The 25,613-nt window shown below is 73.2% G+C and carries 26 protein-coding genes; 12 read left to right on the top strand and 14 right to left on the bottom strand.

Annotation, left to right across the window (positions count from 1 at the left end; all coding sequences use genetic code 11):
* Window positions 1-82: 82 nt before the first annotated feature.
* Window positions 83-1,168, bottom strand: coding sequence for a WD40/YVTN/BNR-like repeat-containing protein (locus BLW82_RS04630; RefSeq protein WP_256215632.1), 1,086 nt, complete (start codon window positions 1,166-1,168; stop codon window positions 83-85).
* A gap of 320 nt (window positions 1,169-1,488) precedes the next feature.
* Here BLW82_RS04630 and BLW82_RS04625 point away from each other — a divergent pair, with 320 nt between their 5' ends.
* Window positions 1,489-2,109: an Rv1733c family protein gene (locus tag BLW82_RS04625; protein WP_177232835.1), complete on the top strand. Its 621-nt coding sequence runs from the start codon at window positions 1,489-1,491 to the stop codon at window positions 2,107-2,109.
* A gap of 43 nt (window positions 2,110-2,152) precedes the next feature.
* Here the strand turns inward: BLW82_RS04625 and BLW82_RS04620 are convergent, their stop codons facing one another.
* Both BLW82_RS04620 and BLW82_RS04615 read right to left on the bottom strand, forming a co-directional pair.
* Window positions 2,153-4,138: a PBS lyase gene (locus BLW82_RS04620; RefSeq protein ID WP_093497596.1), complete on the bottom strand. Its 1,986-nt coding sequence runs from the start codon at window positions 4,136-4,138 to the stop codon at window positions 2,153-2,155.
* A 129-nt stretch (window positions 4,139-4,267) separates the two neighbouring features.
* Entirely contained in the window at window positions 4,268-5,929 is a 1,662-nt protein-coding gene (locus tag BLW82_RS04615) for a DNA alkylation response protein (RefSeq protein WP_371131475.1), read from the bottom strand.
* A 72-nt stretch (window positions 5,930-6,001) separates the two neighbouring features.
* On the opposite strand from BLW82_RS04615, the gene BLW82_RS04610 reads away from it, so the two are divergent.
* From BLW82_RS04610 to BLW82_RS04600, 3 genes are all read left to right on the top strand, one after another.
* Window positions 6,002-6,760 carry a PaaX family transcriptional regulator C-terminal domain-containing protein gene (locus BLW82_RS04610; protein WP_093507853.1) on the top strand — a complete coding sequence of 253 codons (759 nt, stop codon included), beginning with the start codon at window positions 6,002-6,004 and terminating at the stop codon, window positions 6,758-6,760.
* Between the two features lie 77 nt (window positions 6,761-6,837).
* Complete coding sequence (locus BLW82_RS04605; RefSeq protein ID WP_107408496.1) at window positions 6,838-7,098, top strand: hypothetical protein; 261 nt, start codon at window positions 6,838-6,840, stop codon at window positions 7,096-7,098.
* Window positions 7,099-7,249: 151 nt separating this feature from the next.
* Window positions 7,250-7,666, top strand: a complete 417-nt coding sequence (locus BLW82_RS04600; RefSeq protein ID WP_093497594.1) for an ester cyclase — start codon at window positions 7,250-7,252, stop codon at window positions 7,664-7,666.
* Window positions 7,667-7,864: 198 nt separating this feature from the next.
* Here the strand turns inward: BLW82_RS04600 and BLW82_RS04595 are convergent, their stop codons facing one another.
* From BLW82_RS04595 to BLW82_RS04565, 7 genes are all read right to left on the bottom strand, one after another.
* Window positions 7,865-9,217 carry a nucleobase:cation symporter-2 family protein gene (locus BLW82_RS04595; RefSeq protein WP_093497593.1) on the bottom strand — a complete coding sequence of 451 codons (1,353 nt, stop codon included), beginning with the start codon at window positions 9,215-9,217 and terminating at the stop codon, window positions 7,865-7,867.
* Window positions 9,218-9,343: 126 nt separating this feature from the next.
* On the bottom strand, window positions 9,344-10,687 hold the full coding sequence (locus BLW82_RS04590) for an FAD-dependent oxidoreductase (protein WP_093497592.1): 1,344 nt from the start codon (window positions 10,685-10,687) through the stop codon (window positions 9,344-9,346).
* 176 nt (window positions 10,688-10,863) lie between these two features.
* Window positions 10,864-11,550 (bottom strand): TetR/AcrR family transcriptional regulator, encoded by a 687-nt coding sequence (locus BLW82_RS04585; protein WP_093497591.1) that lies wholly within the window; start codon window positions 11,548-11,550, stop codon window positions 10,864-10,866.
* A 136-nt stretch (window positions 11,551-11,686) separates the two neighbouring features.
* Complete coding sequence (locus BLW82_RS04580) at window positions 11,687-12,409, bottom strand: HAD family hydrolase (RefSeq protein ID WP_093497590.1); 723 nt, start codon at window positions 12,407-12,409, stop codon at window positions 11,687-11,689.
* Window positions 12,410-12,455: 46 nt separating this feature from the next.
* Complete coding sequence (locus BLW82_RS04575) at window positions 12,456-13,127, bottom strand: phosphatase PAP2 family protein (protein WP_093497589.1); 672 nt, start codon at window positions 13,125-13,127, stop codon at window positions 12,456-12,458.
* A gap of 56 nt (window positions 13,128-13,183) precedes the next feature.
* Window positions 13,184-14,119, bottom strand: coding sequence for a M56 family metallopeptidase (locus BLW82_RS04570; protein ID WP_093497588.1), 936 nt, complete (start codon window positions 14,117-14,119; stop codon window positions 13,184-13,186).
* A 95-nt stretch (window positions 14,120-14,214) separates the two neighbouring features.
* On the bottom strand, window positions 14,215-14,757 hold the full coding sequence (locus BLW82_RS04565; RefSeq protein ID WP_093497587.1) for a DUF5134 domain-containing protein: 543 nt from the start codon (window positions 14,755-14,757) through the stop codon (window positions 14,215-14,217).
* Window positions 14,758-14,922: 165 nt separating this feature from the next.
* Between BLW82_RS04565 and BLW82_RS04560 the strand changes: the two genes are divergently transcribed.
* Together BLW82_RS04560 and BLW82_RS04555 are read left to right on the top strand one after the other, a co-directional pair.
* Window positions 14,923-16,605, top strand: coding sequence for an FUSC family protein (locus tag BLW82_RS04560; RefSeq protein ID WP_177232834.1), 1,683 nt, complete (start codon window positions 14,923-14,925; stop codon window positions 16,603-16,605).
* A complete protein-coding gene (locus BLW82_RS04555; protein WP_093497585.1) occupies window positions 16,602-17,198 on the top strand; it encodes a MarR family winged helix-turn-helix transcriptional regulator in 597 nt (198 codons plus the stop codon). Before BLW82_RS04560 ends, BLW82_RS04555 begins: the two co-directional genes overlap by 4 nt.
* Window positions 17,199-17,331: 133 nt before the next feature.
* Here the strand turns inward: BLW82_RS04555 and BLW82_RS04550 are convergent, their stop codons facing one another.
* On the bottom strand, window positions 17,332-17,724 hold the full coding sequence (locus BLW82_RS04550) for a VOC family protein (protein ID WP_093497584.1): 393 nt from the start codon (window positions 17,722-17,724) through the stop codon (window positions 17,332-17,334).
* A gap of 124 nt (window positions 17,725-17,848) precedes the next feature.
* Between BLW82_RS04550 and BLW82_RS04545 the strand changes: the two genes are divergently transcribed.
* Window positions 17,849-18,388, top strand: a complete 540-nt coding sequence (locus tag BLW82_RS04545; RefSeq protein WP_093497583.1) for a GNAT family N-acetyltransferase — start codon at window positions 17,849-17,851, stop codon at window positions 18,386-18,388.
* Window positions 18,389-18,403: 15 nt separating this feature from the next.
* On the opposite strand, the gene BLW82_RS04540 is transcribed toward BLW82_RS04545, so the two are convergent.
* Window positions 18,404-19,087 (bottom strand): glycerophosphodiester phosphodiesterase, encoded by a 684-nt coding sequence (locus BLW82_RS04540; RefSeq protein WP_093497582.1) that lies wholly within the window; start codon window positions 19,085-19,087, stop codon window positions 18,404-18,406.
* A 413-nt stretch (window positions 19,088-19,500) separates the two neighbouring features.
* Between BLW82_RS04540 and BLW82_RS04535 the strand changes: the two genes are divergently transcribed.
* From BLW82_RS04535 to BLW82_RS04515, 5 genes are all read left to right on the top strand, one after another.
* Window positions 19,501-20,898 carry a DUF6421 family protein gene (locus tag BLW82_RS04535; protein ID WP_093497581.1) on the top strand — a complete coding sequence of 466 codons (1,398 nt, stop codon included), beginning with the start codon at window positions 19,501-19,503 and terminating at the stop codon, window positions 20,896-20,898.
* Between the two features lie 59 nt (window positions 20,899-20,957).
* Window positions 20,958-21,707 (top strand): SDR family NAD(P)-dependent oxidoreductase, encoded by a 750-nt coding sequence (locus BLW82_RS04530; RefSeq protein ID WP_177232833.1) that lies wholly within the window; start codon window positions 20,958-20,960, stop codon window positions 21,705-21,707.
* Window positions 21,704-22,774, top strand: coding sequence for a threonine aldolase family protein (locus BLW82_RS04525; RefSeq protein ID WP_093497579.1), 1,071 nt, complete (start codon window positions 21,704-21,706; stop codon window positions 22,772-22,774). The genes BLW82_RS04530 and BLW82_RS04525 overlap by 4 nt, the downstream gene beginning before the upstream one ends.
* Before the next feature lie 191 nt (window positions 22,775-22,965).
* Window positions 22,966-23,562 carry a transglutaminase domain-containing protein gene (locus BLW82_RS04520; RefSeq protein ID WP_093497578.1) on the top strand — a complete coding sequence of 199 codons (597 nt, stop codon included), beginning with the start codon at window positions 22,966-22,968 and terminating at the stop codon, window positions 23,560-23,562.
* A gap of 10 nt (window positions 23,563-23,572) precedes the next feature.
* Entirely contained in the window at window positions 23,573-24,274 is a 702-nt protein-coding gene (locus tag BLW82_RS04515; RefSeq protein ID WP_093497577.1) for a B3/B4 domain-containing protein, read from the top strand.
* A gap of 3 nt (window positions 24,275-24,277) precedes the next feature.
* Here BLW82_RS04515 and BLW82_RS04510 read toward each other — a convergent pair whose 3' ends face one another.
* Together BLW82_RS04510 and BLW82_RS04505 are read right to left on the bottom strand one after the other, a co-directional pair.
* The gene (locus BLW82_RS04510; protein ID WP_093497576.1) at window positions 24,278-25,006 is read right to left on the bottom strand and encodes a lysophospholipid acyltransferase family protein; all 729 of its coding nucleotides are present in this window, start codon (window positions 25,004-25,006) and stop codon (window positions 24,278-24,280) included.
* A gap of 188 nt (window positions 25,007-25,194) precedes the next feature.
* Window positions 25,195-25,611: a DUF4395 domain-containing protein gene (locus BLW82_RS04505; RefSeq protein ID WP_093497575.1), complete on the bottom strand. Its 417-nt coding sequence runs from the start codon at window positions 25,609-25,611 to the stop codon at window positions 25,195-25,197.
* Window positions 25,612-25,613 lie beyond the last annotated feature (2 nt).

The raw sequence follows: 25,613 nt of genomic DNA, 5'->3' as shown, positions 1-25,613 counted from the left end.
CGATCGTGGCCGCGGGACGACCGGGGACGACCGGACCGGGTCCCCGGACGACAGAAACCGTCCTGCTTCCGGGGACCTGGCGTCAGGCGACGACCGCCGCCCGCACGCACAGCACGTCCGGCAGGTGGGCGGCCAACTGGCGCCAGCTGTCGCCGTCGTCGGCCGAGGCGAACACCTCGCCGTTGCGATTGCCGAAGTACACGCCGGCCGGATCCGCGTCGTCCGTGCAGAGCGCGTCGCGCAGCACCGTGCCGTAGTGGTCCTCCGGCGGCAGTCCCGCCGACAGCGGCTCCCAGGTCCGGCCCGCGTCGGCCGTGCGGAAGACCCGGCAGCGGTGCCGGGCGGGCACCCGGTCGGCGTCCGCGTTGATCGGGAAGACGTAGGCCGTGTCCCCGCGGTGCGGATGGGCGGCCGCCGCGAAACCGAACGTGGACGGCAGCCCCGCGCCGATGTCGGTCCAGTGCGCCCCCGCGTCGTCGCTCCGGTACACGCCCCAGTGGTTCTGCAGGTACAGCCGGTCCGGATCCCCGGCGTCCTGCGCGATCTTGTGCACGCACTGGCCGAACTCCGGGTCGGGATCCGGCAGGAAGACCGCGGAGACACCGGAGTTGGACGGCGTCCAGCTCGCGCCGCCGTCGCCGGTGCGGAACACGCCGGCCGTCGAGACGGCGACCGTCACCGCCTTCGGGTCGCGCCGGTCGGTGAGCACGGTGTGCAGGCCCTCACCGCCGCCGCCCGGCACCCACCTGTCGCGGGTCGGGTGCTCCCACAGCGGCCGGACCAGCTCGAAGCTCTCCCCGCGGTCCTCGGACCGGTACAGCGCCGCCGGTTCGGTGCCCGCGTAGACCACGTCCGGCTCGGCGGCGGCCGGGTGGAGCTGCCAGACCCGCTCCAGTGAGGCACCGGTGTCCTTGGGGAACTTCACGGCGGGCCGGGCCGGTTCGGTCCAGGTGCGGCCCAGGTCGTCGGAGTGGAAGACGGAGGGGCCCCAGTGCGCGCTGTCGCCGCCCGCCAGGAGCCGGGGCCGCGCGCCCCGGGTGTCGATGGCGACCGAATAGATCGCCTGCGCGTTGAAGCAGGGACGCTCGTCGAACTCCCAGGCGCCACCTCGCCGCCTACCGAGGAAGAGCCCCTTGCGGGTCCCTACGGCGAGCAGTACCTCGGTCATGCCGATCACCTCCATGACGTCCTTGTCACAGTCCTGGTCGCAGTCCGGTTCGCCCGCCGGTGCACAGTTCCCGCCACCGCCGGCACTCGGACATCGGCCAGTCTGCACCCCACCACTGACAGTCACCCGGGAGCCGGCGTCGGCGCAGGTCGGAGCCGCCGTGTCGGCCGGCCGGACAAGACGGCGGAACGCGTTCCGAAAGACGCCTGCGCGAGCGGGGTCAGTCGTGCGACCGTCGACTCGGAGTTCGCCCGTGAGCAACAGGGCGGCCGCTCCCGTATGGGAGGGCGGTCCGGGCTGTCCGTGCGCGCGTGAGGAGGATGCCTTTGAAGGCGTTCCGTGGTCCGAAGGTCTGGCTGTGGCGCTGGCGGCGCAACCCGCTGAAGCGTCGTGCCGACACGATGGAGGCCTGGGTGCTGCTCGGCGCCTGGCTTCTGACCCTGCTGGCCGGGGTGTTCGCCGGGCTCGCGGCGGCCCGGTCGGTCGAGGACGGCCTGGCCCGCGAGCGCGTCGAGTGGCACCCGGTCGTGGCCCATGTCCTTGACAAGGCCCCCGGCTCAGCGGTGTCGAAGTCCGGCTCCTCGGCGTCCTCCGAGTCCTCCGACTCGTCGAACGGCGAACGAGTGTGGGCGCGCGTGGGCTGGACCGTGGCCGACGGTTCCGCGCACTCCGGTCAGGCGCGGGTACCGGCCGGCAGCAAGGTCGGCACGCCGGTCACCGTCTGGACGGACCTTCAGGGGCACCTCGTCACCCGGCCCGCCGGCGCCTCCGAGACCCACGTGCGCTCCGCGCTGATCGGCGGCCTGGTCGGGCTGAGCGCGGCCGCCGTCCCGTTCGTCGCCGGTCTGGTGGCGCGCGGCCGGCTGGAGCGGCGGCGGATGGACCGCTGGGACGCGGAATGGGCCCGGCTCGGGCCGCAGTGGGGCCGGACGGCCGGCTGACCCCGGAGCCCGGCGGCGTCGGCGCCCGTGTCCCGGCCGCCGGTCACCGGGCCTGCCCGTCCAGTGCCCGGCGGCAGTCGGCGAGCAGCCGTTCGTCCTGGGCGATGTCGTGGCTGCCGTACCCGCCGGGCCGCGCCGTGTGCCGCCGCGGGCAGGCGAGTTCGGCCGCCACCAGGTCGCGCAGCGGGGCGCCCGCCGGGCCCATCTCGGCCAGGCATCCGGCGATCGCGCCCCGGGTGTAGGGGTTCTCCGACCAGGCGGCCCGGAACACCGGGAGCACGGGTTCCGGATCCCCGTCGATCCGCCACAACGCCTCGGCCGCCGCCGCCCGTTCCCAGACCCTGCCGGACCGGGCCAGCCGGCGCAGCGCGGGCAGCGCGCCGCGGGCGGCCGGCCCCAGCCGGCCCAGCTGCTCGGCGGCCGCTCGCGCGCTGCGGCTGCGGCCGTGCGACAGCTCCCGCAGCAGTACGGGAAGTACGGCCGTCGCGTCCCCCTCCGCCGACCACAGCGCCCCCGCCGCCGGCGCCGCGTGCCGGGTGTCCAGGAGCCCGCGCAGGACCGGCGCCGCCGCCCGGGCCGCCGTACCCAGGACGTCGAGCGCCCGCACCGCCTGCCCGACGAGTGCTTCCCTGGCCCCCAGCCCGTCCGGTGCCCCGCGCAGCAGCCGCAGCACCTCGGGCACCGCCGCGCGGTCCTTGAGGGCGGTGACCGCCGCCAGCAGCGGCGCGGCCAGTTCGGCGGCCTCGGGCGAATCCGGGTCGACCTGGCCGAGCCGGCGCCGCAGTGCGGGCGCGAGCGGGGCGGCCGCCGGGCCCAGATGCGCGATCTCGAAGCCCAGCCCGCCGGGCACCACCGGTCTCGCCAGCAGCTGGGACAGGGCCGGCACCGCGCGCGGATCGCCACTTCTGGCCAGCGCCTTCAGCGGACCGCCGAGCGAGGGCCTGCCGCGCTCCCAGGTGTGCACCCACAGGTCGGGCCGCACGGTCACCAGCGCGTGCAGCTCGTCGGCGGCCGGCGTGGCCAGCCCGAACAGCTCCACCAGCACGGAGACCGCCGCGTCCCGCAACTGATCCTGTTCACGGCCCAGTTGCCTGCCTATCAGGGAGACCGGCGACGCGAAGTCCGCCCGCCAGCCACGGAACAGACCGGCCGACATCCACACCGCGTTGCACCGGTCCATCGGGTCCGGGCTGCCCAACTGGCCGACGAGCAGCGCGATCCGGTCCGCCACACGGTCGTCCAGCGCCCGGTGCAGGGTGCGCAGCAGGTACCCGCCCTCCTCGTCCGAGGGCCGCAGCCGCCGTATCCGCCCGACCAGGGTGTCCGCGTCCACCGGGTCCGGACCGGCCGCCCGTCGCTCCGACCGCTCCCTGAGCAGCCGGACCGCGGTCGGCACCAGGTCGGCGGGCAGCCGCTCCGGCGCGCCGAGGCCCAACTGCCCGAGGGCGGCCAGCCGGGCCGCCGGCGCGTGCGGCGGCCCGCTCTGCGCGGTCAGCAACTCAAGTGCCCCCGACGCCCGTTCGGGACGGCACCGGACGAACAGCCCGAGGGCCTCGGTCAGGGCGAGCAGTACCTGCTCGTCGCGTTCGACCGTGCTCCGCCGCCGTAACAGCGCCAGTACCCGGTCCGGTTCGTCGAGGAAGCGGACCAGGGCACCGGGCACCGCACGGCGCACCCCGGGGCACGCGTCGTCGGCCAGCGGGACGAGCGCCTCGGCGCCGGCGCGGACGGCGGCACCGGCCCGGGGACCGGCGCTCTCCGCGCCGATGCTGACCAGCAGTTCGACTATGGCGCCCCGGTCCCGCACCTCCGGGCGGGAGGCGAGCGCGAAGAGGAACGGGACGCAGGCGAGTGTCGCGTCGTACACGTTGCCCTGGTGGTGCACCGAGCCGTACATCCCGTCGAGCGCGGCCTGCCGCTCGGCCGCGTCCGCCGAGGCCAGTCCGCGCAGCAGTCCGGGCACGTCCGCCGCGCTGCCGTACGCGTGCCGCAGCGAGGTCCAGTCGACCTCGTCGATCCCCGTGAACACCGTTGTCCTCCCCGGACGAGTACCACCTGTTCCGGAGTCTGCACCACCGCACTGACAACGATGCGGAATCGGACGGCAACTGTGTGCGATCCGTCGACGGTCGGCTGCCGTCGGCGGATCGCACAGGGATCAGTTCCGGCCAGGAAGGGCCCGCTCCAGGATCGCGTCGAACCCGGTGCCGGCCGGCAGGGTGCCGAAGGCGTGCCCCCAGTCGCCGCCGAGCCGGGTCGCGCAGAAGGCGTCCGCGACGGCGGCCGGAGCGTACCGGACCAGCAGCGAGGCCTGGAGCGCGAGCGCCATCCGCTCGACCAGCCGGCGCGCGCCCACCTGATCGGTCTCGGCCAATTCGTTCTGCAGCCGGGTCACGGTCGCGTCCAGCCGGGCGTCCGCCCCGCGCGCGAGCGCGAGTTCGCCGAACAGGGCGTCGGCGGCGCCGGGTTCGCGGGACAGCGCGCGCAGCACGTCGAGCGCGTTGACGTTTCCCGAGCCCTCCCAGATCGACAGCAGCGGCGCCTCGCGGTAGTGCCGGGGCATGCCGGAGTCCTCGACGTAGCCGTTGCCGCCCAGGCACTCCAGGGCCTCCGCGGTGAAGGCCGGGCCGCGCTTGGTGACCCAGTACTTGCCGACGGCGGTCGCGATCCGCCGGAAGGCCCGCTCCTGCTCGTCCCCGCGCACCGCCCGGTCCGCCGCCCCCGCGAGCCGCAGGGTCAGCGTGGTCGCGGCCTCCGACTCCACCGCCAGGTCGGCCAGCACGTTGCGCATCAGCGGCTGGTCGACGAGCCGGGCCCCGAACGCGCTGCGGTGGCGCGCATGATGGCCCGCCTCGACGAGCGTCCTGCGCATCAGGGTCGCCGAGTTCATCACGCAGTCGAGCCGGGTGCAGTTGACCATCTCGATGATGGTCTTCACCCCCCGCCCCTCGGGCCCGACCAGCCAGGCCACGGTGCCGTCGAACTCCGGCTCCGAGGACGCGTTGGATCGGTTGCCGAGCTTGTCCTTCAGCCGCTGGATGCGGAACGCGTTGCGGCTGCCGTCCGGGAGCACGCGCGGCACGAGGAAGCAGGACAGACCGCCCGGTGCCTGGGCCAGCACCAGGAAGACGTCGCACATCGGCGCCGAGGTGAACCACTTGTGCCCGCGCAGGGTGTAGACGCCCGGCTCGGCGGTGGGCGTGGCGGCCGTCGTGTTCGTCCGTACGTCCGAACCGCCCTGCTTCTCGGTCATGCCCATCCCGGCGAGCAGCCCCGGCTTCTCCGTCGGCACGCGCAGCCCCGGTTCGTACTCCCGGCTGGTCAGCAGCGGTTCGTACACCTTGGCCAGCTCGGGCTGGGCGCGCAGCGCCGGAACGGCGGCGTACGTCATGGACGTCGGGCACCCGTGGCCGGATTCGGTGTGCCCCCACACCAGTCCGCCCGCCGTCCGCGCGACATGGGCCCCGGCCCGGTCGTCCGCCCAGGCCGCTCCGGCCAGGCCCTCCTCCACCGCCGCCCGCATCAGGTGGTGCCAGCTGGGGTGGAAGTCGACCTCGTCGATCCGGTTGCCGTACCGGTCGTGGGTGCGCAGCTCCGGCTCGTGCCGGTTGGCCAGCTCACCCCACTCCTGCGCCTCCGCGCTCCCGGCCCGCGCCCCGAGTCGCCGGATCCCCGCCTCGGCCCACTCCGCCCCTTCCCGGCGCAGCCCCTCGATCAGGGCCGGGTCGTCGGAGGCGTCGTACGGGGCGAGCGGGGGCGGCTGGTTGGTGACGTCGTGGGTGGCGTACTGCGGCTGCGGGTGCGCGGCGGTCGAGTCCATGGCTGCCATGTTGCAGTAATCCTGCGGCCGCAGCAATAGTGCAACAAGGCGCCGCACGTACAGTACGTGACCATGCGCATGAAGGACGTGTCCGCCGAGCCCGCCGACGTCGGCCTGCCGCCCCTGTCCGCCAGGTCGGTCGTGCTGAGCCTGCTCCTGGGCACGCATCCGCCGGAGCTGCCGGTGAAGGACCTGATCCGGTTCGTCGAGCCCTTCGGGGTCGGCGGCTCCACGCTCCGCGCCGCGCTCAGCCGTATGACGGCCGCCGGTGATCTGCGCCGCACCGGTGACGCCGTCTACGGCCTCAGCGACCGGCTGCTGGCCCGCCAGCGCCGCCAGGACGAGGCGGTGCGGCCCCGCACGCGCGCGTGGCACGGCGAGTGGGAGATGCTGGTCGTCACGGCCACGGGCCGCGACCCCGCCGCACGCGCCGACCTGCGCTCCCGCCTGACCTCCCTGCGCCTGGCCGAACTCCGCGAGGGCGTCTGGCTCCGCCCGGCGAACCTGGCGAGACCGGTTCCCGCCGACCTCGCGGCGACCACCCAGACCTACACGGCCCGCCCCGACCGCCCCGCCCCCGAGCTGGCCGCCGACCTCTGGCCGTTGACCACCTGGTCGGCCACCGCCCGCGCCCTCCTGGCCCGGGCGTCCGCGTCCCGCCTCCCGGCCGACCGCTTCACGGTCTTCGCGGCGGCGGTACGCCACCTGCTGACCGACCCCGTGCTGCCCCCGGAGCTCCTGCCCGCCCACTGGCCGGGCGACGAACTGCGCGCCGCGTACGCGCGGTACCGGGCGGAACTGAGCGGGCCGGCCGCAAACCCGGCCGACTGATCCCGGCTGCCCTATCCGGCGAGGCGCCTCGACCTTGCCCTCGGGGGCAGGGTTCAGCGTTCGTCGAGGTGAGAGACATGCGGATCAGTGAGCTCGCCCGCCGGGCGGGTGTGCCGGTCCGGCCGGGGCGGGCCGACCGGGCCCGGGAGGAGGCGGAGCCGCTCCAGCCGCTGTGGGACCTCTTCGCCCGGCACGGATCGCTGCGGGTCATCGCGGCAGTGGCCGCCGAACCCGGCCTCGCGCCGCACGCCAGCCTGCCCCGCCCGCTGCGCGGCCTGCCGGGCGACGGCCACCGGCAGGCCGCCGACGTACTGCGGCGGCCGCGGCCCGACGTGTGAGACCTGGCGGAGACCGGGCGCAGACCGGTGGCCCCGAGCCCCCGCCGCGCGGACGTGCTCGCGCCGGGGGAGCGGTGTACGGTCGATCTACCGTGTGCATGCGCTTCGCAGCCGACCTCAGGCCAGTGGCCCAGATGCTCCGGGAGTGCCCATGGCTCAGCAGACGAACATCGCCGCGCAGACCGCTTTCGGAGAGGCCGTCGTCGCCGGCGACCTCGATGCCCTCGACGGGATCGTCGCGGCCGACGCGACCGACCACGATCCCGCCCCGGGGCAGGGGCCCGGGCCCGGCGGGTACAAGACCATGTTCGGCGAACTGCGGACGGCCTTCCCCGACTTGAGCCTCCAGGTGGAGCATCTGGTCGCCACCGACGACGAGTTGGCCTTCGCCTATGTCATCTCCGGAACGCACCTGGGACCGCTGCTGGGGCATCCGGCGACCGGCCGGAAGGTCAGCTACCGGGGCATGCAGATCAGCCGCTTCGACCGCGACGGCAAACTCGTCGAACGGTGGGGCAGCAGCGACGAACTCGGCATGCTGCGCCAGCTCGGCCTCGTCGAGGTGTGAGGACGGGAGCGGGCCGGTGGGACCGGCGGTGAGCTAGTGCCGCAACAGGCAACGTTCGCCCCGTCACGACGCCCGGCACGCACTCTCGCCGCACCGGACGGAAGCCCAAGTACATCCAGTACGAGGACTTCCGGCCGGCACGCCGAGAGCACGCACCGGACGCCGCTCCTTGACGGGCAAACGTTGCCTGCCGCGGCACTAGGCGGACTCGGCTCCGGTGGGGACCGTTCCCGGAGCCGAATCCGCCCGCGACGGCAGGTGGTTGAAGAGCAGGTTCAGGACGAGCGCCGTCAGGCAGCCCGCGCTGATGCCGCTGTTCATCACCGTCTGGAACCAGTCGGGGAACTTCGCGTAGACCGCCGGCACGCCCACCGGCAGCACGCCGACCGCCACCGAGACGGCGACCACCGTCAGATTGTTGTTGCCGTGGAAGTCGACGGCCGCAAGGGTGCGCAGGCCGCTCGCCGCGACCGTGCCGAACATCACCAGGCCCGCGCCGCCCAGCACCGGGGCCGGAATCGCCGCGACCACCGCGCCCAGCTTGGGCAGCAGGCCGAGCAGCACCAGGATGCCCCCGGCCGCGGCGACCACCCAGCGGCTGCGCACCCGGGTCATGCCGACCAGGCCCACGTTCTGCGCGAACGCCGTGTACGGGAAGGTGTTGAAGACTCCGCCGAGGACGGTCGAGAGGCCGTCGGCGCGCAGCCCGTCGGCGAGGGAGCGCGGCTCCACGCGGCGGCCGGTCAGCTCGCCGACCGCGAGCAGGTCACCGGTCGTCTCGGTCATCGTGACCAGGGCCACCACCAGCATGGAGACGATCGCCGAGGCCCGGAACGTCGGCGCCCCGAAGTGGAACGGCGTGCTGATGCCCAGCCAGTCGGCGTCCCCGACCCCGCTGAAGTCCGTGAACCCGAAGGGCACCGCCACCGCCAGGCCCACCGCGATGCCGATCAAAACCGCGATCCGGGCGAGGTAGGCGGGCGCGAACCGCTGCACGCCGAGCACCACCGCGAGCACGAAGGCCGCCAGCGCCAGGTTCTTCGGCTCCCCGAAGTCCTTCGCACCGGCGCCGCCCGCCGCCCAGTTGCCGGCCACCGGCAGCAGCGAGACCCCGATGATCAGGATCACCGTGCCGGTGACCAGGGGCGGGAAGAAGCGCAGCAGCCTGCCGAAGACGGGCGCAAGGAGCATGATCGCCAGGCCCGCGACGATCACCGAGCCGTAGATCGCGGGAAGTCCGCCGCCCGTCGTGCCGATGAGGACCATCGGCGAGACCGCCGCGAACGTGCAGCCCTGCATGATCGGCAGCCGGACGCCAAAGCGCCAGAAGCCGACGCACTGGATGAGCGTGGCGATGCCGCACACCAGCAGGTCGGCGGTGATCAGGTACGCCAGGTCGGCGGGCGACAGCTTCATCGCGCCGCCCACGATCAGCGGGACGGCGACCGCGCCCGCGTACATCGCGAGCACGTGCTGGAGACCGAACGCGGTCAACTGCCGTACGGGTGGGACCTCGTCGACGGGATGGACGGAGGTGCTGGTGGTGACCATGAGGACTCCAGAGCGGGGACGACATCCGGACAGCACGAGACCGTAAGCGGCTTGAACAGTTTGTTGATTTCCGGTCTGTTGCCGATACGTGTCATGCCCACCTGGACGCGGACGGATCCCGTTCCGCTACGACCCGGTCCGCGCCGCCGCCAGCAGGGAGTTCCAGTCGGCCAGCTTGACCACGCTCCGGCCGAGCCGGGCGCCCAGCGCCGCCTCGGCCCGCTCGATCGCCTGCCATCCCGTCCACGGGACCGGCTCGATGCCGGCCGAGCGGAGCGCGTCGACCGGATCCTCCGGCACCGTCCTGCGCAGCAGCGCCGGCGCGTCCTCCAGGAGAGAGGTCACCGTCTCCTTGGCGTCGGGCCGGTTGGTGCCGATGACGCCGGTCGGACCGCGTTTGATCCACCCGGCCACGTAGTCGCCGGGCACGCCGAAGCAGCTGTCCAGGACCCGGCCGGCCTCGTGCGGCACGGTGCCGCTCTCCTCGTCGAACGGGAGCCCGTCCAGCGGCACTCCGCGGTAGCCGACCGACCGCAGCACCAGCTGCGCCTCGACCGTCTCGTACCGCCCGGTGCCGCGCACCCCGCCGCTGCCGTCCGGCTCGGTGCGTTCGAAGAGCACCGCGCCCACCCGGCCGCCGTCGTCGAGCAGTTCGACCGGGCGCAGGAAGAAGCGCAACCGGATGGCGCGGTCCGTGCCCCGGGCGCCGGCCTCGGCCCAGCCGCGCAGCACCTCCACGTTGCGACGCTGGGCGGCGGGCAGCGCGGACGGGTCGGCGCAGGCCGGATCCAGGGCCAGGTCCTCCGCCTCCACCCGGACGGCGGTCTCCGGCAGCCCGGCCAGCTCGCGCAGCTCCTTCGTGGTGAACCGCGCCTGCGAGGGTCCCCGCCGGCCCACCACGTGGACCTCTCTTATCCGGCTCGCCGCCAGTGCCGTCAGGGCCGCCTGCGGCATGTCGGTGGGGCTCAGCTCCGCCACGCCCCGGACCAGCATCCGCGCCACGTCCACCGCGACGTTGCCGACCCCGATGACCACCGCCGACCGGGCGTCGCGCACGAACCCGGCGTCGACGGCGTCCGGGTGCGCGCTGTACCAGGAGACGAACTCGGTCGCCGACCAGCTGCCCGGCAGCTCCTCGCCGGGAATCCCGAGCCGCCGGTCGGTCGCGGCGCCCACGCAGTACACCACCGCGTGGTACAGCTCCCGCAGCCGCTCCACCGGCAGCCCGCCCGCGCCCCCGACCCTGACCCCGCCGAGGAACCGCACCCGTTCGTGCTCCAGCACGGTGCGCAGGTTCCCCTGCAGCGACTTGATCTTCTCGTGGTCCGGGGCGACGCCGTACCGCACCAGTCCGTACGGGCACGGCAACCGGTCCAGGACGTCCACGCGGACCGTGGGGTCGAGCTGGACGAGGTTCTGGGCGGTGTAGCACCCGCTCGGCCCGGAGCCGACGACGGCGACACGCAACACGGGGAACTCCTTGCCCGAGGGGCTGGTGGTTCCAGCATCCCACCGGCCCGGCCGCCTGGGCAGGAGCCGCTGGGGTGACGTGCAGGCGTGTCAGGATGTCAGGAGTGTGATCATGCGATCGCGGCGCGTAGCCGCGAGTGGCGCCTTCTGCGGAAGTTCCGGAAGCCGGGAGCGGCCTAGCCGGCCTCGGGTCCGGGTTCCGATCCGGGCTCGGACCGGTCCTCGGTGGCGAAGAACCGGGACAGGTCCCGCCGTTCGGCCGCCGGATCGGACTCCCGGGGCAGGCCCAGCTCCCGGTCCAGCCCGTAGCGCTCGAACAGCTCCCCCCGCAGCGCCGGGACCGGCATCGGCACACCCGGCACCAGCGCCGCGTACACCGCGCCCATCAGCATGGCACGCAGCATGGGGTAGTCGGCCTCGACGTGGTGCGAGCCGTAGCGGGCGACGGTGTCGCCCAGCAGCTCCGCGAGCCGCCGCTGCTCGGGGCACTGCACGAAGCCCTCGGCCTGGAGCAGGCCCGCCATGTGCTGGCGCATCAGCACCGGCCGGTCCTGCGCGAGTCCCAGGATCGCGTCGATGGCCCGGGCCAGCCGCTCCCGCCCGTCCTCGGTGTGCGGCTCGTGCTCCAGTGCCTCCTCCAGGGTGCGGTGCATCAGCCGGTGCACGGCGGACTGGACCAGCTGGCGCTTGCCGGGGAAGTAGTACGACACCAGCCCGCGCGCCGAGCCCGCCCGGTCCGCGATCGCGCCCAGTGTGGTCGCCTCGTACCCGTGCTCGTCGACCAGCTCCACCGCGGCCTGCAGCAGCCGCTCACGCGAACGCCTGCGCAATTCTTCATTGACCGAGCGGCTGCGGGGGGACATCCTGGAACTCCTGCGTTGACTGGCTGCCAGCCAACTATAATCGACGCGGTGGGCACCGCCCTGTGCGGGGCCTGTTCAGGGCTGCCGTCCGTCCGGGGCGACACGGGGGAGCGTCTCGGGCGGACGGCGCCACAGATCAGGCCTGGGTGGGCGTGACCGGTCGGCGGGCCGCGCCCACCAGGTCCAGGACCGCGAGCAGCGCGTCCGGGCGTTCGGCCACCGGGAGGTGGTCCACGAAGTGCACGCGGCAGCCGAGCGCCGCCGCCCCGCCGTCGGCCGGCCTGCTGTCCCCGACCATCAGCGTCTCCGCCGCCCCGGCGCCCAGCGCCTCCAGCGCGACCGTGAAGAGCCTGGGGTCCGGCTTCTGGACGCCGTGCTCGTACGACAGGACGTACGTGTCCACGTAGGCGTCGAGCCCGTGCGCGCGGAAGACCGGGCGCAGGTCCCAGCCGATGTTGCTGACCACGCCGACTCCGATGCCGTGCTCGCGCAGCGTCCGCAGGACCCGCGCCGCGTCCGGGTACGGCGACCAGGCCCGCGGGTCCATGTGCCGCTCGTACAGTGCGTCGTGCAGGGCAGGGTCGGGCAGCGCCACCCGGCGGGAGAGACCGGTGTAGGCGGCCCGGTGCAGTTCCGCGCTCTCGTCGCGCACCGCCCACACGTCGCACAGTTCCGCCGGCAGCTCGGCGGGGAAGGCCCCGCCGGGCTGTGCCCCGGCCGTCTCGAGCGCTCGCGCCGCCTCGGCCAACTCGTCCTCGGAGAGCGGTATCTGGGCATCGGCGAGCACCGCCCGCAGCCAGGATTCGGTGGACTCGATGCGGAAGAGGGTCCCGGAGAAGTCGAAGAGCACGGCAGTCATGTGCCGGACTCTACCGAGCGCCGGTGCGGCACGGGCCGCGGCGGGGCTACCGGCGGGGGCGTCCCCGGCCGTCGCGCTCCCCCTCGTACGCCAGCACCGCCAGCGCCACCACCAGGGCGCCCAGCAGCCAGCCGCCGAGCACGTCCGAGGGCCAGTGGACGCCCAGCCACACCCGGGTCAGGCCGACGCCCACGACCGAGATCCCGGCCGCGGCCAGGGCCGTGCGCCGTATGGCGCGACCGGCGCCGCAGCGGTGCAGCAGCCACAGCAGCAGACCGCAGACCACCGTCGCCGTCATGGCGTGCCCGGACGGGAAGGCCGCGTACCGGGCGGAGTCGACCGGATTCGGCCACACCGGACGCGGGCGGCCCACGGCAGCCTTCAGGGACTGCTGGGCGACCGTGCCGAACACACAGGTCAGGGTCAGCCACAGCGCGGTCCGCCATGCCGAGTGCCGCCACACCAGCCACACCGCGACCGCCGCGCACAGCAGGCGCATGGTCAGCGGGTCCCAGACCCGGTCCGCCAGGACCCGCAGCACCCGTGTGGTGCCGTGGTCGGCCACGGCCCAGCGGTGGGCGGCCTCGGCGATGCCCTCGTCCACCGCGACCAGGGGAGGCCACTCGCCGGCGACGAGGGCCAGCAGCAGCGCCGACGACAAGGCGAGGACGGCAGTCGTGAGAAGGGGAGCCGGGCGGTCGCCGGATCGGGGAAGCATGCCGTGATCTTTGCCGAATCATTGCCCACGGGGCAATTCCCTTGACGGATGCGGATCTACCCGAGGGCGCGCAGGCTCGGTACGAGTGCCACCAGTACCGGGACGACCGGGACCAGGGCGGCCGTCGCGGTCAGCCGCAGCCGGTGCCGGGCGGGGAGGCGGTCCGGGGCGGTGAGCAACCGGTCGACCCGCTGCGGGACATGGGCGTGCGGGGCCGGTCCGGGGCCGAACACCCCCCGGTCCTCGTTGAGTTCGACCAGGGCGAGGGCCGTGGTGAGGCGGCCGTGGCGCCGCGAGGCCACGTCGTCGGCGGCCAGTTCGACCAGTCGGTGCATCTCCTCGCGGAACGCGGCGAACACCGGGATCTGCGGGAACCCGCCCGCCAGCGCCGCCGAGCAGTGCAGCAGCCAGTCGTGCCGGGCCTGTGCGTGGCCCTGCTCGTGCGCGAGCACCGCGTCCAGCTGACGCCCCTTCAGGCGACGCAACGCGGCCGTGGTCACGACGAGTTGGGGTGCCGTTCCGGGCAGCCACCAGGCGTCCGGGCGCTCGCCCTCGAGGACGACGAGCCGGCCGCCGGCCGGTTCCTCGCCGGGCAACAGCGGTGACCGGACCAGCAGTTCGGCGTGTTGCCGGTTGCGTCTGGTCCTGGCCCGGGCGATCTCCCGTACCAGCATCGCCCCGCTCCACAGCCCGGCGCAGGCGAGGGCCACCGCGGTCACCGCCGCCCACGGGCCGGTCGTGCCGAGCGCGTAGGCGTCCACCACCCCGCTCGGGGCGGTCGCGAACACGTGTCCGCGCACCGCCTGCCAGGCCGCCGCCGCGCTCAGCGTCATCGACAGCGCGCAGCACAGCAGAACGGCCGCCACCACGCACTGCCACACCCACAGCGCGACCACCGGCTCCCGGTCCGTCCAGTCGGCCCGGGCGAGCCGCCGGGGGCCGGCCACGGCGGTCAGGGCGCCGAGCAGCAGCAGTGCCACGGGGACCATCATGGCCAGCACCCTATGAGCGGGGGACCGTTCACGGGTACAGGCCATGACGCCAAAGTGACGCAAGCAACGTCCGTGCCGTGCGTGCCGTCAGGTCCTCACAGGGCGAGCAGCATCGCGACCATGCCGATCCCCATCGACAGCCGGCACGCCCGCGCCAACTCCGGCCGGTCGCCCCACCGGAGGGCCCCCGTCCCGGCGGCCACCGCGACCGGGACGAGCCGCGCACCGGACAGCAGCACATAGCCGGTGAAGTAGAGCAGCAGCAGTCCGGTCACCAGCGGGACTCCGGCACCGCCGTGATGGTGGGCGCCGGGGGCGGCCGCCATCGCCGCCGCCATGTAGACCATCGCCGCCGTTCCGACCAGATGGTGCAGATGGTGCGGGCTGCTGCGGGAGCTCCACAGGGCGCGCAGCGCGGCCGCGCCGAACACCGTCGCGTACAGCGGCCAGGCCCACACGGGCGGGGTGAACACCGTCGCGGGCACGGCCATGACGGCCATGCCGAACCCCATCAGCGCCTCGCCGCCCGCGGCGCGCCGCTGTTCCAGGACACTGCTGCGCATCCGCAGCAGGCAGTAGGCCCCGGTCGCCGCGCACAGCGCGACCAGCAGCCAGCCGGGCGAAGCCGTTCCGTGCACGGGCGCACCTCCCCCCTCGACGTCGCGTCGTGGATGCGATGCCCCGGCCGTACGGCGCGCACGCGAGCGCAAGGGTGTATACGGGGAGCATTCGCCGGAGCACAGCCGGTGACCAGGACCGTTCGGGAATGTTTTACAGGTAAAACACATGCTAAATTGATGGGTATGAGCACCGCGCCCCCCACGACCACCCCCCGTCTGCCCCTCGCCGGGACGCTGCGCCTCGGCCGGCCCTCCGACATCTGGTTCAAACCAGCCTGCAGCGTGGTCGCCGCGGTCGCCGCGCCCAACCTGGTCCTGCTGGCCCTGGGCCGCCTCGACCTGGCGATGTACACGATGGCCGGCTCGCTGTGCGCCCTCTACGGCCACAACTGCCCCTACCCCGCCCGCGCCCGGACCCTGGCGTGGGTGATCCTCGGCATGGTCGGCGGCCTCGCCGTCGCCCTGACCGCCGCCTCGCTCACCACCGACGCCGTCGTCCTGGTCACCGTCGGCGCGCTCATGGCCGCGGTGCAGAAGGTCCTCTGCGACGCCACCCGCGTCGGGCCGCCGGGGAACGTGGTCCTCACCTTCATCAGCTCCGCCTCCCTGTTCGCCCCGCAGACCCTCGGCCAGGTCCCCGGACACGTCGGCCTCGCCCTCACGGCGGGCGCCTGGGCCTGGCTGGTCGGCATGGCCCCCGGACTGCTGCGCCCGCACGGCCCCGAGCGCCGGGCCACCGCCCGTGCCCTGAACGCCACCGCCGCCTACGCCGACACCCGCCGCACCGGCACCGGCACTGCCACCGGCAGCGGCGACGGCCACGACCGGGCCCGCGCCACCGCGGCCACCGCCGTGCAGGCCGCCTGGCAGTCCCTGCTCGTCACCGGCGCCCGCACCGACCGCACCCGCCGCGCCCTCGAACACCTCGTCGTCCGCGCCGAGGTCGCCCTCGCCGCCCCGGCCGACGCCGACCCGGCGCTGCTGCGCGGCTGGGCCCGCGCCCTGCGCGGCACCGGACGCGTGCCGCGCGTCGCCGGCGCCGACGACGACCTGCTCGGCATCGACGCCGAGCTCTCCGTCCCGCGCCGCCCGTTGTGGCGCCGACTCGGCCCGCTCGCCCCCTTCGCCGTCCGCACCGCGCTCGGCTGCGCCCTGGCCGGCTACGCCTCCCTCGCCCTGGGTGTCGGCCGCCCCTACTGGGCGCTGGTCACCGCCGCCTCCCTCTACCAGGCCAACGTCACCCTCACCTGGAGCCGGGGCGTCCAGCGCGTCGTCGGCAACCTCCTCGGCGTCTTCGTCTTCGCCGCCGTCGTCCCGCTCGCCCACCTCCATCCGGTCGCCCTGGTGCTGTGCTGCCTCGCCTTCAACTTCGGCGCCGAGGCACTGATCGGCCGCAACTACTGGCTCGGGAGTGTCTGCGTCACCCCGATGGCCCTGCTCGTCACCGAGTTCGCCCGCACCCAGGACGCGGGACAGCTGATCACCGAGCGGGTCGTGGACACCCTGGTCGGCGCCCTCGTCGGCTTCGCCACCGCCGTCGTCGTCACCAACCGGCGGGCCGGCGACCGCATCGGACACGCTCTGACCGCCGTCGAACAGGCCCGCGAACAGGCCGCCCGCCTGCTCGCCGGGCCGCAGCCGGCCCCGCGCGCCCTGGAGACCGCCCGGCGCGCCCTGTCCGCGGCCCTGGCCGACCTGCGCGCCGCCGCCGACGCCGCGTCCGGGGAGTGGTGGCAGGGCGCGCTGCCCCAGGAGCGGGTCGTGCTCGCCGAGCAGTCCGGACACCGTACGCTCGCCGCGACGGTACGACGCCAGGAAGCGCACTCCTGGGACGGCGCGAGGACAACGGAGGACGTACGGCCATGACGGCGACCAACGGACGGCCGGCGGCCGGGAGCGACGCGGACAGGGGCGCGGAAGACTTCGTGAGCAACGGTGCGGGCGGCGCCGCCGCCCGGGACGACACGGTCGCGGCCGTGGTCGGGCAGTGGCGGAGCGTCCATCCCGCGCTGGACACGGGTCCCATGGAGGTCATCGGCCGGATCAACCGCTGCGCCGCCCTCCTCCAGCAGGCCGAGGACGCCCCGCTGCGCCGGGCCGGCCTCAGCCGCCCCGAGTTCGACCTGCTCGGCGCGCTCCGCCGCACCGGCCACGAGCTGACCCCGAGCGAACTCGCCAAGGAGACCTTCTCCTCCGGCGCCGCCGTCACCAAACGCCTCAAGCAGCTCACCGAGCGCGGCCTGGTCGAGCGGCGCGGCGACGCCCGTGACCGCAGGGTCGCCCACCTCCGCCTCACCGACGCGGGCCGCGAACTCGTCGACGGCATCCTGCCCGAGCAGCTCGCCTACGAGAGCGCCGTGCTGTCCGTCGTCGCCCCCGAGGGGCAGGGCGAACTGGCCGGGCTCCTCGCGCAGTTGCTGGGCCGACTGGAGGGGCGGACGGGGGCGCTGCGGGTCTGATCCGGCCGGTGCGGCAGCGTCCCGAACAGGCGCCGGGGGTACCCCGGCCGAAGGCTGGGGGAGGAACCGAGCGACCAGCCACGACGGCGCCGTGGACGACCTGCGGCATGGCGCGGCACTGCCGTCGGGCCGCTCAGATCCCCGGCCGGTACCGCAGCGGATGGTCGGCCGGAACCTCCACCAGCGCGATCCGGGTCCCGTCCGGATCGGCGATCCACATCTCGACCAGGCCCCACGGCTCCTTCACGGGCGGGCGCACGATCGCGACGCCCTTCGCCACCAGCTCCTCGTGCGCCGCCGCGGCGTCCGCGACCTGCAGCCACAGCTGCACGGCCGGCGAGGGCGGCGTGTCCGACCGGCCGGAGACCTCCAGGAAGCCGCCGCCGAGGAAGTAGACCGTGCCGCGCTCCGGACCCTCACCGAACTCGCGGTAGACGGCGAGCCCGAGCCGCTCACCGTAGAAGGCCCGGGACCGCTCGGGGTCGGTGGGGTGGATCAGCGTACGGCTGCTCAGTACATGCACCATGCGACCGGAGCGTAGTGGCAGGCCACGGCGGGAGCCGGGTGGCACGGGCGCCGGGAAGGGGGGCGGGGGAGCGGGGATAGGCTCGGGGCCGGCTCAGTAGCGCTCGAGAACGGAGAACCCGCTCATGGAGAACGTCGCCGCCGGACCGACCTTCCGCGACGCCACCGACACCGACGTGGCCGTCCTGGTCGCGTTGATCGAGTCGGCCTACCGGGGCGACGACAGCCGCGTCGGCTGGACCACCGAGGCGGACATCCTGAAGGGGCAGCGCACCGACCCGGAGGGCGTCCTCGACGTGATCAAGGCGCCGGACGGCAAGCTCCTCGTCGGCGAGCGGGACGGCCGAGTCGTCGCCTGCTGCCAGCTCGAACACCGCGGCGACCACGCCTACTTCGGCATGTTCGCGGTGAGCCCCGCCCTCCAGGGCGCCGGCCTCGGCAAGGTCGTCATCGCCGAGGCGGAGCGCCGGGTGCGCGAGGACTGGGGCGTGACCGAGATGCACATGACGGTGATCTCGGTGCGCGAGGACCTCATCGCCTGGTACGAGCGGCGCGGCTACCGCCGTACGGGAAAGACGACGCCGTTCCCGTACGGCGAGGAGCGCTTCGGCATTCCGCTCCGTGACGACCTGGAGTTCGAGCTGCTGGTCAAGCCGCTGGTGTGAGGCGCGGGCGGCTGGTCAGGCCGTGAAGCGGGCGGTGCGCTTGATCTCCGGGTAGTCGGTCGTCGCGCCGTCCAGCTGGAGCGCGCGCACCAGCCGCAGGTCGTCCTGGGTGTTCACCACCCAGCCGATGACCCGCAGGTCCGCCTTGCGGGCGTGCTCCACGACCTCCAGGGTCAGCCTGCGGATGTTCAGGCAGAGGGTGGCCGCCCCCGCCTCCTGGGCCCGTTCTACGACATCGGTGCCGTAGCGGCTGGCGATCAGCGCGGTGCGCACCCCCGGCACCAGCCGGGCGATCTCGGCGACCGCCTCGTCATGGAACGAGGACACCTCGACCCGGGACACCAGGTCCCGCCGCTGCATGACCTCGGCCAGCGCCCGGGCCGCGGCCACGTCCTTGATCTCGGCCTGCAACGGCGTGCGCACCGCGTCCAGGACCTCCTCGAACACCGGCACCCGCTCGCCCCGGCCCGCGTCCAGCGCGCGCAGTTCCTCCAGGGTCTTGTCGGCGATCGGTCCGGTGCCGTCGGTCGTGCGGTCCACCTCCGCGTCGTGCATGACGACGAGGGCGCCGTCCTTGCTGAGGTGAAGATCGAGTTCGATCAGGTCGAGGCCGGCCTGCTGGGCGGCGACGAAGGAACGGAGGGTGTTCTCGGGCTCGACGCCCATGACTCCGCGGTGACCGATGGTGAGGAAGTTCAAGATTCAACTCGCTTCCGTCGACGGCGGCGGTGGGGGGCAGACGTGCGGACCGTACGACGGACGTCGCTGTCCACGCTGCTGGGCGCAGCCTAATGGCCGCCCGTCGCGATGAACCCGTACGTACGCGGGGGATTGGTGTGCCGGGCGCGCGGCGCCTGGCCCGTGCCCCGGTCGGCGGTCACCCGGTGGTGGGCGCGTCCCCCCGCTCATTGACCGGCCGGATCCGTGCGGTCCGCCGGAGCTGACGCCTCGTCACGGGCCGTAGTGAATGTGAGCGCCTTCACGGTTTCGCACAGGAAAAAGCGCGGTGAAGGAGGGATGCCACAGGATAATTTCCCGAGAGCCCCCTTGCTGGGAGAAACCCCGTACGCATACGGTGTGCTTACGGAAGCTTCTCCCGTGGAGGATGGGTCATGACGGAAATTCTTGTGCAGGCGGGTTCGGAGGGACAGGTCTCTCCCGTGACCAGGGTGGTCGAGCACCCGGCGTGGCCCGTGCTCAAGGATGCCGTGGAACGGATCCGGCCATGGCAGTCGAAGGACGGATCGATCGACTTCGAGGCCGAGGGCGCGCCCGCACGGGCCGAGGCCGACGCGGCCGTAGGGCGTGTCGTCGAAGCCGTGGAAGAGCTGTCCCCGCTGCTCCCGCACGACGCCGGCTACCACCAGGCGCTGGTGACGGACCTGCGGCGCTGGGCCGTCGGCGGCTTCCAGGTGCCCGACTTCCTCGACTCGCTGCTCGCCTTCCAGCCCGCCGCGGGCCGCGCGGACGGCCTCCAGCACCTGGTCGTCTTCCCGATGTACACGCAGAACGGCAACCCGGACCGCAACCTGGAGGCGGTCGTGCTCCGCATGGTCTGGCCGGACTGGCTGGCCGAGCTGGAGCGCACCCGGTACGACAACCCGCTCTTCTGCGGCATCAAGTTCGAGGACTTCACGGCCGGCTACGACACCAACTCCGCCGTCCTCTTCCCCGAGACCATCGCCGTACGCGAAGCGCCGGAACGATTCTCCTGGGGCGGCATCTTCTGCGACCGCGAGGCCGCCCGCTTCCGCCGGGTCACCGACGCCGCCGTCGGCATCCTGGGCCTCGAGCTCCCCGAGGACATCGCCGCGATGGTCCACGACCAGAAGCGCTGCGAGGAGGCCTTCGTCCTGTGGGACATGGTCCACGACCGCACCCACAGCCACGGGGACCTGCCGTTCGACCCGTTCATGATCAAGCAGCGCCAGCCGTTCTGGATGTACGGCCTGGAGGAACTGCGCTGCGACCTCACCGCCTTCAAGGAGGCCGTGAAGCTGGCGGCCGACGGCGTCCCGCAGGCCCGGGACGTGCAGTACGCGGTGCTCTTCGACCGCATGTTCCGTTTCCCGGTCACCGGCGACCGGGTCCGCAACTACGACGGGCTCGGCGGCCAGCTGCTCTTCGCCTACCTGCACAAGCACGACGTGGTCCGCTGGACCGACAACAAGCTCGCCATCGACTGGGAGCGCGCCCCGCAGGTCACCAACCAGCTGTGCGCCGAGATCGAGAAGCTGTACAAGGACGGCATCGACCGTCCGAAGCTCGTCCACTGGTTCGCCGGCTACGAGCTGGTCGCCACCTACCTCGCGCCGCACCCGGGCTCCAAGTGGGCCAAGGGCCCGGACGCCCTGGACCTGACCCTGCCGCCGCGCAAGCTCGTGGACGACGTGCTTCCCGACGAGTTTCCGCTGAGCATGTTCTACGAGGCCCTGTCCAAGAAGCTGAAGAACGTGATCGCCGAGACCAAGGGCATCACCGCGGACAGCGCCGAGCCGGTCGCCGCGTGAGCGACCTGCTGCGGAACACTGTTCAGGATCTGCGGAACACTGCTCAAGAGGGGAAGCACATGGCGGGCAACGGGTCTCTCAGTGGTGCGGTGATCGCGGTGGCCGGGGCGGGCGGACCCGCCGGGCACGCGACGCTGGTCAGGCTGGCGGAGGCGGGCGCGACCGTCGTCGGCGCCGACAACAGCCCCGAGCGGCTCGCGGAGGCCGTGGACGCGGCGCGCTACGCGGGCGGCGGCGCCGTGGTCACCGGCGAGACGGTCGACCTGCTCGACCTGGAATCGACCCGGGCCTGGGCCGACCGCATCGAGAAGGACCACGGCCGGATCGACGGCCTGGTCCACCTGGTCGGCGGCTGGCGCGGCAGCGCCACCTTCGCCGAGACCGACCTCGCCGACTGGGACCTGCTGGAGAAGCTGCTGATCCGCACCGTCCAGCACACCTCCCTGGCCTTCTACGACGGCCTGCAGCGCAGCGAGCGCGGCCGGTACGTGCTGATCAGCGCCGCCGGCGCGGCGAAGCCCACCGCCGGCAACGCCGCCTACTCCGCGGCCAAGGCGGCCGCCGAGGCCTGGACGCTCGCCATGGCCGACGGCTTCCGCAAGGCCGGGGGCGAGGCGGGCCCCACCTCCGCTGCTGCCATCCTGGTGGTGAAGGCGTTGGTGCACGACGCGATGCGCGCCGAGCGTCCCAACGCGAAGTTCGCGGGCTTCACGGACGTCAAGGACCTCGCCGAGGCCGTCGAGGGCGTCTGGAGCAGGTCCGCCGCCGAAGTGAACGGAAACCGTCTGTGGCTGACCGAGAAGCCGTGAACCCTCCCAGGACCGACGCGCGTCGCCACCACGACCCGCAGGTCCGCGGTTTCGCCAGTGACAACTACGCCGGAGCCCACCCCGAGGTACTGGCCGCCCTGGCCCTCGCCAACGGCGGCCACCAGGTGGCGTACGGCGAGGACGAGTACACGGAGAACCTCCAGCGGATCGTCCGCAGCCACTTCGGGGCCACGGCGGAGGCCTTCCCGGTCTTCAACGGCACCGGCGCCAACGTCGTCGCGCTCCAGGCGGTCACCGACCGCTGGGGCGCGGTGATCTGCGCCGAGAGCGCGCACATCAACGTCGACGAGGGCGGCGCCCCCGAGCGCATGGGCGGCCTCAAGCTGCTCACCGTGCCCACCCCCGACGGCAAGCTCACCCCGGACCTCATCGACCGGCAGGCGTACGGCTGGGACGACGAGCACCGCGCCATGCCCCAGGTGGTGTCCATCACCCAGAGCACCGAGCTGGGCACCCTGTACACGCCCGACGAGATCCGCGCGATCTGCGAGCACGCCCACGCGCACGGCATGAAGGTGCACCTGGACGGCTCCCGGATAGCCAACGCGGCGGCCTCCCTTGACGTCCCGATGCGTACGTTCACCAACGCCGTCGGCGTGGACATCCTCTCCCTGGGCGGCACCAAGAACGGCGCGATCTTCGGCGAGGCCGTCGTGGTGATCAACCAGGACGCCGTCAGCCACATGAAGCACCTGCGCAAGCTGTCCATGCAGCTCGCCTCCAAGATGCGCTTCGTGTCGGTCCAGTTGGAGGCCCTGCTCGCCAAGGACCTGTGGCTGCGCAACGCCCGGCACGCCAACGAGATGGCCCAGCGGCTCGCCGAGGGCGTACGGGCCGTGCACGGCGTGGAGATCCTCCACCCGGTGCAGGCCAACGGCGTCTTCGCGCGGCTCCCGCACGACGTGAGCCTGCGGCTCCAGAAGCGTTTCCGGTTCTACTTCTGGGACGAGGCGGCCGGGGACGTGCGCTGGATGTGCGCGTTCGACACGACCGAGGAGGACGTGGACGCGTTCGTGGCGGCGCTCAAGGAGGAGATGGCGCGCTGAGGGCTCCGCCGGGGTGACGTGATCTTCCGGCTGCGGCGCCGTCGTGGCTGGTCGCGGCCACGCGGCGGAGCCGCATGTCGACACAGCCCCGCGCCCTTGACGGGGCATCACAGACCCGCTCGCTGCATAGCTATGCGATCACCTGAAAATTCATTGACTCTCGGGTGATCGCATTCCTATGCTCTGCGGGCATGGAGCCGATCCAGAAGTCCGCCGACCTGTCCGCCTACTTGGCCGCTGACGAGGCCATCGACCATCGCCATCCGCTGGTCCTGGATACGGCCGCCCGGCTGGCTGCGGGAGTCGACGACTCGTATGGCTATGCACGCGCCGCATACGAGTTCGTGCGGGACGCCATCCCGCACTCGCAGGACACCGGAGACCTGCGTGTGACCTGGCGGGCCTCGGACGTGCTGGAGCGGCGCACGGGTATCTGTCACGCCAAGGCCCATGCGCTGGCGGCGCTGCTGCGCGCCGAGGACATTCCCACGGCCCTGTGCTACCAGCGCCTCGCGCACGACGATGACGCCGGCGGTCACGTCGTGCACGGTCTGGTCGCCGTCCGCTTCCACGGTGCCTGGCACCGGCAGGACCCGCGCGGCAACACGTCGGGCGTGGACGCGCAGTTCTCCCTCGCCGGCGAACGGCTGGCCTGGGTCCCCGACCCGCAGTCCAATGAGATGGACTATCCGGTCCTGTACGCTGAACCTCACCCGGCCGTGCTCGGCGCGCTCAAGGCGGCGCCCGACCGTCCGTATCTCTGGAAGACGCTCCCCACCGCACTCTGAGGCAACGCCCATGACTCTCACGCTCACCGTGTCCGACGAGGTGCGCGCTCTCGCGCCCGGCTTCACGCACGTCGTCATCGAGGCTCACGGCCTGGTCAACGGGCCCAGCACGGAGGCGAGTTCGGCGCTCCTCGACGACGCGGCCCGTCGGCTGGCCGGACGCCTCGACGGACGTGCCCCGCACGAGGACCCGCACATGGTGGCCTGGCGGGCCGCCTACACGGCCTTCGGCTCCAAGCCGTCCCGCACCCGCAACTCGGCCGAGGCGCTGGCCAAGCGGGCCCTCGCGGACGGCGGCCTGCCCCGGATCAACCTGCTCGTGGACCTCTACAACGCCATCAGCGTCGCCCACCTGATCCCGGTCGGCGGTGAGGACCTCGACCTCGTGCAGGGTGGGATGCGGCTGGTGCGCGCCACGGGCGAGGAGGACTTCGTCACCGTGACCGGGGGCGAGGAGACCGTCGAGCACCCCGATGCCGGCGAGGTCGTGTGGTGCGACGACGCGGGAGTCACCTGCCGCCGGTGGAACTGGCGCCAGGGCCCGCGCACCCGCCTCACGGAGCGGACCACCTCGGCGGTCTTTCTACTGGAGAGCCTCGCCCCGATGCCGGTGCCGGAGGTGGTGGCGGCGGGCGCCGAACTCGCCGAACTGCTGGCGAAGTTCAGCCCGGGCGCCCGTGTCGAGGTGCGCGCGCCGGAGCCGGCGGGCTGAGACTCAGACGGCCTCGGCGGCCTTCAGCTGGTCCAGCGTCGGAGCCGTGCCGCCCAGGTGGGCCGGGAGCCACCAGCTGTCGGACGCGTCCTTCGGGCGGCCGGGGTAGGCACGCTGGGCGGCGTCGAGGAGCTCCTGGACGCGCTCGCGCAGCCGGCGGGTGATGGCGCCCGCGTACTGGTCCCGGGGCGCGTCGACCGGCTCGCCGACCCGGACGGTGATGGGCAGGTGGTCGCGCTTGAAGTTGCGCGGCTGGCCCTTGGTCCAGATGCGCTGGGTGCCCCACAGGGCCATCGGCACGAGCGGGACACCGGCCTCCTGCGCGAGGCGCGCGGCACCCGACTTGAAGCTCTTCAGCGTGAAGGACTGGGAGATCGTGGCCTCCGGGAAGACCCCCACGATCTCACCGGACTTCAGCGAGTCCAGCGCGTGCTGGTAGGCGGCCTCGCCCTGCTTGCGGTCCACCGGGATGTGCTTCATCCCGCGCATCAGCGGGCCGGAGATCCGGTGCCGGAACACCGACTCCTTCGCCATGAACCGCACCAGGCGCTTCTGCGGCAGCGCCGCCAGGCCGTCGAAGACGAAGTCCAGGTAGCTGATGTGATTGCTCACCAGCACGGCGCCGCCCGAGCGCGGGATGTTCTCCGAACCCTGGCAGTCGATCTTGAGGTCCCAGACCTTGAACAGCGTCTTGGCGAAACCGATGACGGGACGGTAGACCAGCTCTGCCATGGGCGGGGCGGACCCTTTCTGCTCTGCCTGGGAAAGGGGCTCCCGGCGGGAAGTTACGGAGCCGTAGGTTTACGGCGTCTCGCAGATCGTGCCCGAAGAACGGACGGGTAGCCAGCCCTGGTGCCCGGGCGTGGCGAGATCCTCGTCACGTTGGGCCCCTTGATCCACCTCGCGCTTTTAACGCTCCTTTACTCCGGGCGGGCCGTCAACCGCCGCATGAGCAGGAACATCTCGCACCCCAGGCAGTACCCGAACGCCGCATTGAGGAAGGCCGCGGCGAGCGCGAGCCCGGTCGCCGCGAGGCCCAACCACGCCGGGCCGAGCGCGAATCCGACCAGACCGAGCCCCGCGAAGACCAGTCCGACCGCCTGTGCGAACCGCGGGGGCTCCGGCGGTTCGAACTCGCTCGGGGCGCCGAGGCGCGGTCGTACGAGCGTCCGGAACGCCCAGCCGTAAGGTGATTTGGTCACTCCGCCGGCCGCGCCGAGCGCGAACGCCAGCGTCTGCCAGGCGAGGATCCAGGGGCTTCGGGTGATGAGGGCGGCGGCCAGTACGACCGTCGTCACGGTCGCCGCGAACCGCGGCCCACGTGCGTCAATGTCCATGA

Origin of the sequence: Streptomyces sp. Ag109_O5-10 (assembly GCF_900105755.1) — a bacterium.
GTDB lineage: Bacteria > Actinomycetota > Actinomycetes > Streptomycetales > Streptomycetaceae > Streptomyces.
Note: the sequence above shows the minus strand (reverse complement) of the source record. Positions and strands in the feature narration are given on the sequence as shown.

What these genes read in the sequence shown, in the direction of transcription:
- BLW82_RS04630 (WP_256215632.1), bottom strand. Translation starts at nt 1,168, where the DNA reads ATGACCGAGGTACTGCTCGCCGTAGGGACCCGCAAGGGGCTCTTCCTC.
- BLW82_RS04625 (WP_177232835.1), top strand. Translation starts at nt 1,489, where the DNA reads ATGCCTTTGAAGGCGTTCCGTGGTCCGAAGGTCTGGCTGTGGCGCTGG.
- BLW82_RS04615 (WP_371131475.1), bottom strand. Translation starts at nt 5,929, where the DNA reads ATGGACTCGACCGCCGCGCACCCGCAGCCGCAGTACGCCACCCACGAC.
- BLW82_RS04610 (WP_093507853.1), top strand. Translation starts at nt 6,002, where the DNA reads ATGCGCATGAAGGACGTGTCCGCCGAGCCCGCCGACGTCGGCCTGCCG.
- BLW82_RS04605 (WP_107408496.1), top strand. Translation starts at nt 6,838, where the DNA reads ATGCGGATCAGTGAGCTCGCCCGCCGGGCGGGTGTGCCGGTCCGGCCG.
- BLW82_RS04600 (WP_093497594.1), top strand. Translation starts at nt 7,250, where the DNA reads ATGGCTCAGCAGACGAACATCGCCGCGCAGACCGCTTTCGGAGAGGCC.
- BLW82_RS04595 (WP_093497593.1), bottom strand. Translation starts at nt 9,217, where the DNA reads ATGGTCACCACCAGCACCTCCGTCCATCCCGTCGACGAGGTCCCACCC.
- BLW82_RS04585 (WP_093497591.1), bottom strand. Translation starts at nt 11,550, where the DNA reads ATGTCCCCCCGCAGCCGCTCGGTCAATGAAGAATTGCGCAGGCGTTCG.
- BLW82_RS04580 (WP_093497590.1), bottom strand. Translation starts at nt 12,409, where the DNA reads ATGACTGCCGTGCTCTTCGACTTCTCCGGGACCCTCTTCCGCATCGAG.
- BLW82_RS04575 (WP_093497589.1), bottom strand. Translation starts at nt 13,127, where the DNA reads ATGCTTCCCCGATCCGGCGACCGCCCGGCTCCCCTTCTCACGACTGCC.
- BLW82_RS04570 (WP_093497588.1), bottom strand. Translation starts at nt 14,119, where the DNA reads ATGATGGTCCCCGTGGCACTGCTGCTGCTCGGCGCCCTGACCGCCGTG.
- BLW82_RS04560 (WP_177232834.1), top strand. Translation starts at nt 14,923, where the DNA reads ATGAGCACCGCGCCCCCCACGACCACCCCCCGTCTGCCCCTCGCCGGG.
- BLW82_RS04555 (WP_093497585.1), top strand. Translation starts at nt 16,602, where the DNA reads ATGACGGCGACCAACGGACGGCCGGCGGCCGGGAGCGACGCGGACAGG.
- BLW82_RS04550 (WP_093497584.1), bottom strand. Translation starts at nt 17,724, where the DNA reads ATGGTGCATGTACTGAGCAGCCGTACGCTGATCCACCCCACCGACCCC.
- BLW82_RS04545 (WP_093497583.1), top strand. Translation starts at nt 17,849, where the DNA reads ATGGAGAACGTCGCCGCCGGACCGACCTTCCGCGACGCCACCGACACC.
- BLW82_RS04535 (WP_093497581.1), top strand. Translation starts at nt 19,501, where the DNA reads ATGACGGAAATTCTTGTGCAGGCGGGTTCGGAGGGACAGGTCTCTCCC.
- BLW82_RS04530 (WP_177232833.1), top strand. Translation starts at nt 20,958, where the DNA reads ATGGCGGGCAACGGGTCTCTCAGTGGTGCGGTGATCGCGGTGGCCGGG.
- BLW82_RS04520 (WP_093497578.1), top strand. Translation starts at nt 22,966, where the DNA reads ATGGAGCCGATCCAGAAGTCCGCCGACCTGTCCGCCTACTTGGCCGCT.
- BLW82_RS04515 (WP_093497577.1), top strand. Translation starts at nt 23,573, where the DNA reads ATGACTCTCACGCTCACCGTGTCCGACGAGGTGCGCGCTCTCGCGCCC.
- BLW82_RS04510 (WP_093497576.1), bottom strand. Translation starts at nt 25,006, where the DNA reads ATGGCAGAGCTGGTCTACCGTCCCGTCATCGGTTTCGCCAAGACGCTG.
- BLW82_RS04505 (WP_093497575.1), bottom strand. Translation starts at nt 25,611, where the DNA reads ATGGACATTGACGCACGTGGGCCGCGGTTCGCGGCGACCGTGACGACG.